12 protein-coding genes are annotated in these 12,468 nt (G+C 65.7%); 4 read left to right on the top strand and 8 right to left on the bottom strand.

Annotation, left to right across the window (positions count from 1 at the left end; genetic code table 11):
• Positions 1-9: 9 nt before the first annotated feature.
• From speB to FJU11_RS01925, 3 genes are all read right to left on the bottom strand, one after another.
• Complete coding sequence (speB, locus tag FJU11_RS01935) at positions 10-1,071, bottom strand: agmatinase (protein ID WP_141165328.1); 1,062 nt, start codon at positions 1,069-1,071, stop codon at positions 10-12.
• 154 nt (positions 1,072-1,225) lie between these two features.
• Entirely contained in the window at positions 1,226-2,830 is a 1,605-nt protein-coding gene (locus FJU11_RS01930) for an ATP-binding cassette domain-containing protein (protein WP_141165327.1), read from the bottom strand.
• A complete protein-coding gene (locus tag FJU11_RS01925; RefSeq protein WP_141165326.1) occupies positions 2,827-4,443 on the bottom strand; it encodes an ATP-binding cassette domain-containing protein in 1,617 nt (538 codons plus the stop codon). The genes FJU11_RS01930 and FJU11_RS01925 overlap by 4 nt, the downstream gene beginning before the upstream one ends.
• A 104-nt stretch (positions 4,444-4,547) precedes the next feature.
• Between FJU11_RS01925 and FJU11_RS01920 the strand changes: the two genes are divergently transcribed.
• From FJU11_RS01920 to FJU11_RS01905, 4 genes are read left to right on the top strand one after another with little or no spacing between them, the layout of a single operon-like run.
• Positions 4,548-6,131 carry a cytochrome ubiquinol oxidase subunit I gene (locus tag FJU11_RS01920; protein ID WP_141165442.1) on the top strand — a complete coding sequence of 528 codons (1,584 nt, stop codon included), beginning with the start codon at positions 4,548-4,550 and terminating at the stop codon, positions 6,129-6,131.
• 24 nt (positions 6,132-6,155) lie between these two features.
• A complete protein-coding gene (gene cydB, locus FJU11_RS01915; RefSeq protein WP_141165325.1) occupies positions 6,156-7,310 on the top strand; it encodes a cytochrome d ubiquinol oxidase subunit II in 1,155 nt (384 codons plus the stop codon).
• A gap of 25 nt (positions 7,311-7,335) precedes the next feature.
• Positions 7,336-7,467 (top strand): cytochrome bd-I oxidase subunit CydX, encoded by a 132-nt coding sequence (gene cydX, locus FJU11_RS01910; protein ID WP_141165324.1) that lies wholly within the window; start codon positions 7,336-7,338, stop codon positions 7,465-7,467.
• Positions 7,468-7,480: 13 nt separating this feature from the next.
• Positions 7,481-7,714, top strand: a complete 234-nt coding sequence (locus FJU11_RS01905; protein WP_141165323.1) for a hypothetical protein — start codon at positions 7,481-7,483, stop codon at positions 7,712-7,714.
• A 21-nt stretch (positions 7,715-7,735) separates the two neighbouring features.
• Here FJU11_RS01905 and FJU11_RS01900 read toward each other — a convergent pair whose 3' ends face one another.
• The 5 genes from FJU11_RS01900 to xylA form a co-directional block, all read right to left on the bottom strand.
• Positions 7,736-8,467 carry a Crp/Fnr family transcriptional regulator gene (locus FJU11_RS01900; RefSeq protein ID WP_141165322.1) on the bottom strand — a complete coding sequence of 244 codons (732 nt, stop codon included), beginning with the start codon at positions 8,465-8,467 and terminating at the stop codon, positions 7,736-7,738.
• 188 nt (positions 8,468-8,655) lie between these two features.
• On the bottom strand, positions 8,656-8,883 hold the full coding sequence (locus FJU11_RS01895; RefSeq protein ID WP_141165321.1) for a tautomerase family protein: 228 nt from the start codon (positions 8,881-8,883) through the stop codon (positions 8,656-8,658).
• 294 nt (positions 8,884-9,177) lie between these two features.
• The gene (locus tag FJU11_RS01890; protein WP_141165320.1) at positions 9,178-9,573 is read right to left on the bottom strand and encodes a (R)-mandelonitrile lyase; all 396 of its coding nucleotides are present in this window, start codon (positions 9,571-9,573) and stop codon (positions 9,178-9,180) included.
• A 311-nt stretch (positions 9,574-9,884) separates the two neighbouring features.
• Positions 9,885-10,778 carry a LysR family transcriptional regulator gene (locus FJU11_RS01885; RefSeq protein ID WP_141165319.1) on the bottom strand — a complete coding sequence of 298 codons (894 nt, stop codon included), beginning with the start codon at positions 10,776-10,778 and terminating at the stop codon, positions 9,885-9,887.
• A 276-nt stretch (positions 10,779-11,054) separates the two neighbouring features.
• A complete protein-coding gene (gene xylA, locus FJU11_RS01880; RefSeq protein ID WP_141165318.1) occupies positions 11,055-12,365 on the bottom strand; it encodes a xylose isomerase in 1,311 nt (436 codons plus the stop codon).
• Positions 12,366-12,468: the final 103 nt, after the last annotated feature.

The raw sequence follows: 12,468 nt of genomic DNA, 5'->3' as shown, positions 1-12,468 counted from the left end.
TCGTAGCGTTCAGCGCCGGCCCGCGTTGGCGACGCTTTCGCTGAAGACCATCAGGCTCAGGATCTCGAAGAGCATCTGCGCTCCGACATGCGCCGTGTTCGTCGTCGCATCGTATTGTGGCGCGACTTCCACGACGTCGCCGCCGACGAGGTTCAATCCCTTCAAGCCACGCAGAAGATGGAGCGCTTCGCGCGTCGTCAGCCCGCCGATTTCCGGCGTTCCGGTTCCGGGCGCGAAGGCCGGATCGAGGCTGTCGACGTCGAAGCTCAGATAGGTCGGCCCGTCGCCGACGACCGTCCGGACGCGTTCGACGATGCCGTCGAGGCCGATGGCGTCCATCTCTTCGGCATGAATGACATGCATGCCGGATTCATAGGAGAACTCCCACAGATATTCCGACGAACCGCGGATGCCGATCTGGATCGTGCGTTCGGGATCGAGCACGCCGTCGAGGACCGCGTTGCGGAACGGTCCGCCATGGTGGAACTTCGTCTGGTCGAAGGCGCCACCCGTGTCGCAATGGGCATCGATATGGACCAGGCCTACCGGCCGGTCGCGTCCGACCGCCTTGAGGATCGGGTGGGTGATCGAATGATCGCCACCGACCGACAATGGTACGACGCCGGCATCCACGATCCGTTGGATATGCGCCTCGATATCCGCATGGCACGCCTCGAGCCGATAGCGGCTGGCGAACGGCACATCGCCGATGTCGGCAACGCGCAGATCGAAGGTCGGCGCGCATTCGAGGACGTGATTGTACGGCCCGATGCGCTCGATCGCGCGCAAGGCACGCGGCCCGAAGCGCGATCCGGGTCGGTTGGTCACGCCGAGATCCATCGGCATGCCGCTGATGGCGACTTCAAGATCGCCGAAATCGGGCGCGTCGGGCACGACTGCATGCAGGGGCGCATCGAGGAAGGTGGGCACGCCACTGTAGGGAGCCGAGCGCGTACCGCCTTCCGAGAAGAGCTTGTCGGCAACGGTACGGAACTTAGGATCGAGAACGCTCGCGCTATCGTTCCCATACCGCTGGCGCAACCCTTCCAGCGTATGTTTGTCCATGGCCATTCGATCCCGTCCTTTTCTACTCATCATTCGCAAGACGCAGTCAGCGACGAACCTATCACATGCGAGCAGTATTGCTCGATATCCGCCTCGTCTGTTGTCGATGATCCGATGGCTGCTCGCGATTTTCCCGTACCGTTTCGCCCGGAGACGACCGTCATAGGTCGATCGCGTGGGCAACACCTGTGAGCGCGGGAACGTCGTGATGGGCGGCGACGACGACGATGCGTTCGCGCAGATGCTCGGCCAAGCCCTTCAGGATGCGCTCGCCCTGGCCCGTGTCGAGGTGTTCTGCCGGCTCGTCGAGCAGAACGATAGGCTTCGTGGACAGCCAGGCACGGGCAAGATTGAGACGTTGCGCTTCACCGAGCGACAACGTGTCCTGACGCAGCCATGCGTCGAGGCCGCCGGCCGCCTTTATGCGCGCATCGAGTTCCGTCGCTTCGAGCGCTTGCCAAAGCAGCACGTCCGACTGATCGGTCGCGAAAAGATTGGCCCGCACGGTATCTTCGAGCACGGCGGCGTCATGGAGGACGAGCGTCGTCACGGCGCAGCGCGCATAGGCATCGAGGATGCCCCCGTCAAAGGCGAAGCGATCTTCACCGATCCAGCCGGCGATCTGCTTGAGAAGGCTCGTCTTGCCCGATCCGCTGGCGCCCTTGAGGATCGTTGGTACCCCTGCCGTCAGCGACAATGCCAGCGGTGCAGTACCGAGCGGCAGGCCGGCCGGCGAAAGCCGCTGCAAGCCCGCATGTCCGAGCCGGCATAAAGAGGCGGTGGTCGGCTCGGGCAAGACGCACACCGCTTCGTGTTTCGTTTCCGACCACAAGTCGAGCGCTTCAGCCGCGGCCTTCCGGCGCAGAAGCGCGACGACGATGCGTGACGCGCCGGTCACGCTCTCCCCGAAGGCCAGCCACGCGAAGGCAAGGAAGGCGGATGCCAGCAGCGCTCCGCCCCGCAGGCCGGCGAACCAGGTAGCGAGCATGGCACTCGCGCCGACCAACGGACCGGCAAGGGCGGAGAGCGTGTCGAGCGGCACTTGGGCACGGCGCAGGGCGCCCGTCGCGTGCTCACCCGTGTCGAGCGTGGCGAGGGCTTCGTGCGCGCAGGCCGCCCACTGCCCTTCCGCCTTCAGCGGCACGCCGGCGGCCAGCGCAGCGCCAAATTCCTGCGCACCGGCGTTTCGCTTCGCCCGTGCCGTGGCAAGCGCTGCCGTCCCTTCCCGCTTCAGCCGCCGCACAAGGAACGCCCCTGCCGCAAGGAGAACGCCGACCGGCACGAGCGCCAGCGGTGCGAGCCATGCCGTGGCGAGGATCAGCGCCGTAAACCCGACGGTCAGTGTGCGAAAGGGCAAGCCTGCGCGCAGGCGGGCGTAGTCCACGTCCTCGACATCGTCGAGATAGTCGGCGAGACGCGCCGGATCGCCGAGCTGCCAGCCGGCGCGGCGAACGCCCGGTGCGGCGGCCATGCATGAAAAGAGATCGACGCGTCGCGCCACCTGATCGCCGAGCGCGGCCCTGTGCCCCACCAGCCTTTCGCCGTAGCGCGCTGCGACGCGCCCGAGCGCGAAGAGGCGCACAAGCGCGGCGGGAATATGGAAGTTGAACGTCAGGGCCGCGGTGGTCAGGCCGGCGAGCGCCACCGATCCCAAAAACCAGGCCGAGAGCCCGCCGAGCAGCACGGCGCAGCCGAGCGCCGTAAAGGCGAAGGTCGTCGCCAGCCGCCAGTCGCGCCGGCGCGTCTCGAGCGATCGCGTGTTCATGCCGCGGCCTCCCGTTTCACCGTCCGGTCGAGATCGATGGTACGCATCGCCGCTGATGCAAGCGCGCGGTCGTGCGTCGCGACCACGACGCAGCGGGTCTGCGCGAGCGTGCAGAGTGCTTCGCGCACCCTCGCGGCCGTCGCGTCGTCGAGTTTGGCGGTCGGCTCGTCGGCAAGCACCGGCCGGTCCGCGATCAGCGCGCGGGCGACCGCGAGGCGGACCCGCTGCCCGCCGGACAGATTGCCGCCGCCGGCGGCCACATGTGCCGAAAGACCGCCCGGCAGAAGCCTATCGTCGGCAAGCCCGAGCGCATGGCCCACTTCCTCAATACGCGCGGGCGTCGCGGACGGGCACCGCCATGCCATCGCATCGGCGAGCGAGCCGGCCGGCACGAAACCATCGGTCGAGACCCACGTCGCGCCGGCAAGCGGTGGCGCGCCTTGCCCTGCTTGCGCGTCGGCGCCAGCCAGCCGGCGCAACAGCGTCGTCTTGCCGGAGCCGCTGGCACCGACGATCGCGACCAGCCCGCGTTCGGGTAGCGCGTGCAGGTCGCCTTCGATCGCTTCAATGTGCGGTTCAGTCGCCGGTTCGCGATCCATGAGCCGGTCGAGGGCCGCTGCGGCCGCAACCCCCTGCGCCTTCACATGGTAGAGTTCGGAAAAGCGGCGGAACGGCGCGAAATATTCCGGCGCGACCATGAGGATGAAGAGGCTTTGCCAGAACGCCAGACCGGAAAATCCGGGCAGCGAAACGAGGCCGAGGTGGCCGAGCCCCAGGAAGACGGCGAGCATGGCGATCGACAACGAGGCGAAGAAGTCGATCAGGCCGGCATTCACGAAGGCGATGGAAAGGACGCCCATCGTCCGGCCCGCATGGGCGTCGAGCCGGCGCGAGAGGGTGTCGCGCTCGCGCGCGAACGCGTGGTTGGCGAAGATCGTCGGCAGGGTGCGGATGCGGTCGGCGAACTGGCGTGCGAGATGGGCGAAGGCGCGTTCCTGATCGTCGGCGCGCCGGCGGATGGTGGCACCGACAAGCACGAAGAAGACGATCATCACCGGCGTCAGGCCCATCACGAGCAGCCCGGCCTGCCATGACACGAGCAAAAGCGCTGCCGCCGCGAGAAGCGGACCGAACCCCATCATCGTCATCGCCGCCTTGTGACCGACGGCAAGTGCGGCCACGGCGCCGGGGTGGCGTTGCAGGGCAACGATGGTCTCGCCCGCCGGCATCGCCTGCAGGCTGCGCGCGCCGAGGGTGGCGAGACGGTTGCCCGCCCTTTCCCGTAATGCGCAGGCAATGCGCGTTTCCGCGAACGCTTCGCGCCGTTCCGCACAAGCGCCGGCGACAGCGGAAGCGATGAAACTGCCGAGCGCGATCAGCGGCAACGCGGGATCAACTGGCGTGCCCATGACCAGCCGACCGACGGTCGCGGCGGCCATGGCGGCGAAGCCGATCCGAAAGACGGTGCGCGCGATCTGCAGGCCGACGAGGACGCGCAACGCGTTGCGCCCCAGCGCCTGCGCGAAGGGCAGCGCAGCGAAAGAGCCCGGAGGGCGATCGGTCCGGCACGGATCGGCTTCGGTGGCCGGGTTGTCCTGGAGTTCCGTTGTCATGGCGGCGTTGTGGCACCGCATTCGGCTTCCGGCATTGATCCAGATCAAACCGCCGGGCTGCGAGGGCCGGTAACAGGATGGCGAACGAGAAAGGACTCTTCGCCATGTTCGATCCGCTGCTCGTCGATCTGTCGCGTCTCCAGTTCGCGCTGACGGCCCTCTATCACTTCCTCTTCGTGCCGTTGACGCTCGGCCTTTCCGTCATGATCGCCATGATGGAGACGGTCTACGTCATGACCCGCCGGACGATCTGGCGCGACATGACGAAGTTCTGGGGCGTGCTCTTCGGCATCAATTTCGCCCTCGGTGTCGCCACCGGCATCACGATGGAATTCCAGTTCGGCATGAACTGGGCCTATTACTCGCACTATGTCGGCGACGTCTTCGGCGCGCCGCTCGCGATTGAAGGGCTGATGGCCTTCTTTCTGGAGGCGACCTTCGTCGGCCTCTTCTTCTTCGGCTGGGAGCGGCTTTCCGCCCGCGCCCACCTCGCCGTGACCTGGCTGACGGCGCTCGGAACGAACTTCTCCGCGCTGTGGATCCTGATCGCCAATGGTTGGATGCAGAACCCGGTCGGCTCGACCTTCAATCCGGACACGATGCGCATGGAAGTCACCGACTTCATGGCGGTCCTCTTCAACCCGGTGGCGCAGGCGAAGTTCGTCCACACGGTCTCCGCCGGCTATGTCTGCGGCGCGACCTTCGTACTCGCCGTCTCCGGCTGGTATCTTCTCCGCCACCGGCACGTCGCGCTCGCCAAACGCTCCTTCGTGATCGCGGCGGCATTCGGCCTCGCCTCCTCGCTTTCCGTCATCGTGCTCGGAGACGAGAGTGGCTACGCGCTGACCGACAACCAGAAGATGAAGCTCGCCGCCATCGAGGCGATGTGGGAAACGGAGGACGCGCCGGCTTCCTTTACCCTTTTCGGGCTGCCGAGCCTTACGAACCACGACACCGCCTACGGCATCCACATCCCGTGGATGATGGGCCTGATCGGAACCCGTTCGATCGACAAGCAGATTCCCGGCATCGACCAGCTCGTCGACAAGGCGAAAGGCCGCATCCGCAGCGGCATCGTTGCGTACGACGCGCTCGAAACGCTGAAGCAGAACGGCACCGACGCGGACGCGCGGTCCGCCTTCACCCGGCATTCGGGCGATCTCGGCTACGCGCTGCTGCTCAAGCGCTATCTTGAGGATCCGCGCCAGGCGAACGACCAGCAGATCGACCAGGCCGCATGGTCGGTCGTACCCGGCGTCGCCCCGCTTTTCTTCTCCTTCCGCATCATGGTGCTGTGCGCGATCGTGCTGCTCGCGGTATTCGCCATCTCGCTGTGGCACACGATGCGCGAGGAGGAAGCGCCGCGCTGGCTCTTCCGCATGGCGGTCCTCGCAGCACCCCTTCCGTGGATCGCCATCGAACTCGGTTGGTTCGTCGCGGAATTCGGACGCCAGCCCTGGATCATCGAGGGCGTGTTGCCGACCTTCCTCGCGACCTCCGCGCTCGGCGTGCCCGATCTGCTCCTGACCATCGCCGGCTTCACCCTCGTCTACAGCGTGCTCGCCGTCATCGAGGTGAAGCTGATGCTCGCCGCCATCCGCAAGGGGCCTGAAGTCGCCGGCGTGATCGAAGGCTGGCATCCGGGCACGGCCGAAGACGTGGCTCTTTCCCCGCAGGCCGGCGAATAGCGCCGAACAAAGAGGATCAAACCGATGATCGATTTTCTCTTCTCCTACGAAACGCTTCGCTTCATCTGGTGGGGCCTGCTCGGCACGCTCCTCGTCGGCTTCGCCGTCATGGACGGCTTCGACATGGGCGTCGGCGCCCTTCTGCCCTTCGTCGCAAGGACCGACATCGAGCGGCGCGTCGCGATCAACACCATCGGTCCGGTCTGGGAGGGCAACCAGGTCTGGTTCATCCTCGGCGGCGGCGCGATCTTCGCGGCCTGGCCGGCGCTCTATGCGTTGAGCTTCTCCGGCTTCTACCTGGCGATGTTCCTCGTGCTCTTCGCCCTTATCCTGCGCCCGGTCGGCTTCAAGTATCGCTCCAAGCGGGCGAGCCGCACCTGGCGCACGCGCTGGGACTGGGCACTCTTCGTCGGTGGCGCCGTGCCGGCACTCATCTTCGGGGTCGCCGTCGGCAACGCGCTGCAGGGCGTGCCCTTCCACCTGACGCCGGATCTGAGGCCGATCTACGACGGATCGTTCTTCGGCCTGCTCAACCCGGTCGCGCTCTATTGCGGCCTCGTCTCGCTCGCCATGCTCGTCATGCACGGCGCCGCCTGGCTCGCCTTCAAGGCGGACGGAACGGTCGGCGCGCGTGCCCGGACGATCGGCCCGAAGGCGGCGATCGTTTCGGCGGTCCTCTTCGCCGGCGGCGGGCTGCTCGTCTGGACTGGTCTACTAGGCGGCTATCGCGTCACCTCGCCAATCGTCTGGGATGGCCCCTCGAACCCGCTGCGCAAGAGCGTCGTCGCCGATGGCGGTGCGTGGCTCGCGAACTTTCAGGCCCATCCGGTCCTGTGGCTCGTGCCGGCACTCGGCATCCTCGCGCCGCTATCCGCCGCCGCGGGGTTCCGGGCCGGCCGGGAAGGTTTGACGTTCCTCGCCTCGAAGCTCGCCGTGGCGATGATCATCACCACCGCCGGCATCGCGATGTTCCCGTTCCTGTTGCCTTCGAGCACGGCACCGGACCACTCGCTCGCTGCCTTCGACGCCTCGTCGAGCCGCGCGACGCTGCGCACCATGCTGCTCGCCGTCGGCATCTTCCTGCCGATCATCCTCGCCTACACCGCCTGGGTCTACCGCGTGCTGTGGGGAAAGGTGAGCGAGAAGAGCATCGAGCAGGCCGGACACTCCGCCTACTGACACTTCTTCGAAAGGAGCACGAACCATGTGGTATTTCGCCTGGATCCTCGGCCTTGGGCTCGCCAGCACCGTCGGCATCCTCAACGCGCTTTGGTACGAGCTTCGCACGATGCGCGATCGCCCCGCCAACGAAACCGTCTCCCTGCCGACGCCTTGAGGGAGGACGCGCCATGGCGACGGTTGATCTCGACCACTCGGGACCCTGCGACCGGCATTACCAATGCCCGGTCGCAGGCGCCTGCGATCCGGCGCGCTTCGTTCCACGCACCGCCATTGCGCAGGCCTACGGTCATCATGGAACGATCCCGAATGCCGAAGCCTTCGGCTACATGCTGAGGGCGCTCTTCGAATCCCTGCGGCGGCACATGGCGGTGGAACGTCATATGATGCTCACTTCGGCGTAATACCGAAGGGCCCTGTACGATCTAACCGCCTGCCCGCGCGGCAAGCCTCGAAACGTCTTCGACGACGACGTGCCGGGTATTTTCGATGCGGATGACGCCTGCCGTCCGCAAACGCGTCAGCTGCCGGCTCACCGTCTCGATGGTGAGACCGAGAAAGTCCGCGATCTCGCCGCGCGACAGAGGAAGATCGAAAGCCTGAGAGCGGTCGGCGCCCTGCCCCTCCGTCGCGGCCGGATCGATATTCTGCGCGATCATGAGGAGGAAGCTTGCGACCTTCTCCGCGGCCGTCTTGCGACCGAGCGCCACCATCCAGTCGCGCGCCTCGTCGAGCTCGCGCAGGGTCTGCTGAAGCAGGCGATGTTCGAGGCCTGGCTGTTCGGCCATCATGCGCTCGAGCGTCCTGCGCGGAAACGAGCAGACCTCGACGCCGGTCGCGGCTTCCGCGCTGACGCTGCTTTCCGAACGAAACGGACGCCCGACGAAGTCCGGCGCGAACTGAAGCCCGACGATCTGCTGGCGTCCGTCCGAAAGCGTCTTGGTGAGCTTTACCACGCCGGAGAGAACGTTGGAGAACCGCTCCACCTCGTCCTCGTCGCCGACGAGCACCTTCCCGTCATCCGCCTTCTGCCGCATGGTACTGCGAGCGAGTTCGACGAGCTGATCATCGCTCAGCGCCCCGCACAGCCCGCGATGGCGCGCCTCGCACGAGGCGCACAGGACCGGAATGCCCTTCGTGTGGATGTCGTCGCGCATGGCGCCAATGTAGGCGGTATACGCTTCGCTGTCACACGGGATGCGCGAAAGGGCAGCATCCGATCGCCGAATCCATCAGCGGGAAGAGCAGTTCATACCTTGCCGCGCTGGGCCGGTCCCTTTCCCCGGAAAAAGCCCTGCTTTCTGCGGAATCGCGTCTTAGCCGGCCCGTCTTCGAGGACGGAATTCTAAAGCTCGTATCCCGGCTTCTTATAGAGGATATCGGACCGGCCGACGATTTCCGGATCGTAAACGGCTTCCTTCCAGCGCGCCTTCGGAAACTCCTCGATCGAGACCGAGATCTCGTCCTCGCCGTTTCCGAAGCATTCCGTAACGTCGTCGACGATTTTCCGGGCGAGACGGGCCTTGGCTTCTTCCGATTTGCCTTCGACGACCTTGACCATGACGTGCGGCATAACGGTTTCCTTTCGATGATTGGAGGCGGCATTCCCGCCGGAAACTATCCCGGCGTTAGCGGCAAACGCGTTTCCCGAGCGACCGGCGGCATGACGACCATCACCGCCAACACTCCGCGAACGCGCTGCGGACCTGCCAGGAACGGCAGCGGCGGTGGGCGAAACCGGTCTGCATGCTCGCTCGCCTCGATGCGGTTCGGCTGCGGTCGAGCCGGAACGCGGCGCCTGCGAGAGTGCTCGCCACCGTCAAAGCGGGCCGGTGCGTCGATGTACACCGGCCCCTTGCGTCGGTCGTCAGCCGTCATACTGCTCGTCGGTGACCTTCTCCATCCATGTGACGGGGCTGCCGTCGATCGCTTCCTGGATGGCGATGTGCGTCATCGCGATCTCCGGCGAGGCGCCGTGCCAGTGCTTCTCGCCGGCCGGGAACCAGACGATGTCGCCGGGGCGGATCTCCTCGATCGGACCGCCTTCGCGCTGGACGCGACCGAAGCCGGCGGTGACGATCAGCGTCTGGCCGGCGGGATGCGTGTGCCACGCCGTGCGCGCGCCGGGCTCGAAGGTGACCGACGCTCCGGCGACGCGGCCGGGATCTTCCGCCTGGAACAGCGGGTCGAGACGGACGGTACCGGTGAAATACTCTTCCGGCGGGCGGGCGGAGGTGCGTTCTTCGGGGCGGGTGATCTTCATGGGTCGTTCCTCATGGGTCGTTTTTTTCGGGGCCGTGCGTGGCGATACAGGAGACAACCTAAGGCGCCGCAGCCGCGCTGTTTAGAACCTCGTATCTTCAACAGTTATGAGCCGTACTCATGAAACCGGCCGATCCGTACGGAAGGCCGGGCACCGCAGCGCTCATGAACGCGCTTCACCTCTCTTATCGCAGTGGCCGACCGAACCCGCCGCAGGCCGCGCTTTTCTGCCTCGGCGATCGGCCGACAACTGATCCGCCCAAGGCCGTCGAGGCCGGTCGTCGATCGCCCCGTCTTCGAACCACCATCCGGTCATTCGCGATGGCGCAGCGCGTCGAGGATGACCTTGAAGGCGGGGGAGTGTTCGCGACGATGCGGATAGTAGAGGTAATAGCCCGGAAAAGGCGGGCTCCAGTCCTCAAGCACGGCGACCAGCCGTCCGGCCTCGATATGCGCGGCGACGAGATCCTCCGGCAAGTAGCCGATGCCATAGCCGTCGAGCGCGGCCTGGATGACCGGGCCGGTGGCGTTGAACGTCATCTGGCCGTCCACCTTCACCCGCAACTCGCGGCCGTCCTTCTCGAACTCCCAGGCGTAGAGCCCGCCATGGGTGGAAAGGCGCAGATTGATGCAGGCGTGGTCGGTCAGGTCCTGCGGCGTCTCGGGTGCATCCCGGCCTTCGAGATAACCCGGCGCGGCAACGGCGAGCATGCGGAAATCCGGCCCGACGCGCACGGCGATCATGCCTTCCGAAAGCTGTTCGCCGAGCCGAACGCCCGCATCGAAGCGCTCGGCGACGATGTCCGTCAGCGCGTAGTCTGTGACGATCTCGACCTTGAGGTCGGGATAGTCGCCGAGCACCGGCGCGAGCTTGGGCCAGACGAGCGTCTCGGCGGCGTAATCGGTCATCGTCAGCCGGATCGTGCCGGCCGGCCGGTCCTTCGCCTCGATGAGGGCGGTGAGCTCGCTCTCGATCTCGCCAAAATACGGCGCGATCCGCTCCATGATGCGTTCGCCTTCGGACGTCGGCGTCACCTTGCGCGTGGTGCGTGTGAGCAGGCGCAGGCCAAGCCGCTGTTCCAACCCGCGCACGGAATGGCTGAGCGCCGATTGGGAGACCCCGATCTGGGCAGCAGCCCGCGTGAAGCTGCCTTCCCGCGCGACGGCCACGAAAGACATCAGATCGATGACGTTCTCACGTAGCATTGATGAGACACCCTCATGAAACTTACCGATCGTAGCACTCGATGCTTGGCCGGAAACGTCCTATCGAAGCGACGAGACAGCCGCTCGTCACGTACGCCGCTCTACCCGGTCGAGCTCCGCAAGCACTTCGTCGGTGTGTTCACCGAGGCGCGGGGTGCCTTGCTTCGAAACGGCGCGACGCGCGACGGCGGATCAACCGTCACCGACGGACCGGCCTTCAGGAAGCCGCTTCGTGGCGACGCGTTTCTCCAGCCGTGCCTGATACTGCCGACCCGTTCAATACCGATTGAGGATGCCTTCGAGATATTCCTGTAGGCCGGATACCGGTTGCGGATCGAGCGTGCGGGCCCGCTCGGCGATCTCTTCGAAGGTCCGCTCGCCGGCAAGCGTCGCCTGCGCTTCGGCCGTGTCCCAACCGGCGTAGCGCTTTGCGAGCGGGCCTTCCAACGCGCCCTCTTCCAGCATGCGCGCGGCGCCGAGCAGGCCCTGCGCGCAAGCGTCCATCGAGGCGATATGAGCGTGGAGAAGATCGTCCGGATCGATCGACTGACGGCGGATTTTCGCGTCGAAGTTCAGCCCGCCCGTGGTGAAGCCGCCGTGCTTCAGCAGTTCGTGGAACACCAGCTTCAGTTCGCCGACATCCATGGCGAACTGGTCGGTGTCCCAGCCGAGAAGATCGTCGCCGCGATTGACGTCGAGCGAACCGAAGAGATCGTTGGCGAAGGCGTAGCGGATCTCGTGCTCGAAGGAATGCCCGGCGAGGATCGCATGGTTCTGTTCGAGGTTGACGCGCACTTCGCCGAGGAGGTCGTATTTCTGCAGGAAGGCGTGCACCGCCGCCGCGTCGAAATCGTACTGGTGCTTCGTGGGTTCGCGTGGCTTCGGCTCGATGAGGATCGGCCCTTCGAAGCCGATCTTGTGCTTGTAGTCGACGAGCATCGTGAAGAAGCGGCCGAGCTGATCGAGCTCGCGCTTCATGTCCGTATTCAGCAGCGTCTCGTAACCCTCGCGGCCGCCCCAACAAACGTAGTTCGCACCACCGAGACGGTGCGTGGCATCCAGCGCCGCCTTCACCTGCCCGACGGCGTAGGCGAAGACGTCCGGATCCGGGTTGGTCGCGGCACCGGCCATGTAGCGGCGATGCGAAAAGAGATTGGCCGTTCCCCAGAGCAGTTCGACCCTGGCGGTCTCCATCTTCTGCGCGAAGAGATCGGTGATGGCCTTCAGATTGTCGTTGAACTCGGCGAGCGAAGCGCCTTCCGGCGCGACGTCGGCATCGTGAAAGGTGAAGAACGGCACGTCGAGCAGGCGGAACATCTCGAAGGCGACATCGGCCTTGCTGCGGGCCATCGCCATGGCGTCGTCGCCGTGCATCCACGGGCGCAGGAACGTCTCGCCGCCGAACGGGTCGCCGCCCGGCCAGGTGAAGGAATGCCAGTAGCAGGCGGAAAACCGCAAATGGTCCTCCATGCGCCGGCCGGCGACTTCCCGGTCCTTGTCGTAATGGCGAAAGGCGAGCGCCGTGTCGCTGTCGGCGCTTTCGAACGCGATCGGCCGATCGATGCTGAAAAACCGGGAATCGGACATCGGGTCTCCTCCTTACCCTTGATATCGTGCCTCGGCGCGCCCGTCGGAAGGCTCGACGCCTACTGATCTACCTAGAACAAAAGCCGCGAAAAGACCATCGGCG

Origin of the sequence: Pararhizobium mangrovi, from assembly GCF_006516965.1 — a bacterium.
GTDB classification, from domain to species: Bacteria; Pseudomonadota; Alphaproteobacteria; order Rhizobiales; family Rhizobiaceae; genus Pararhizobium_B; species Pararhizobium_B mangrovi.
The sequence above is the reverse complement of the archived record's forward strand: the minus strand, read 5'-3'. Positions and strand labels throughout refer to the sequence as shown.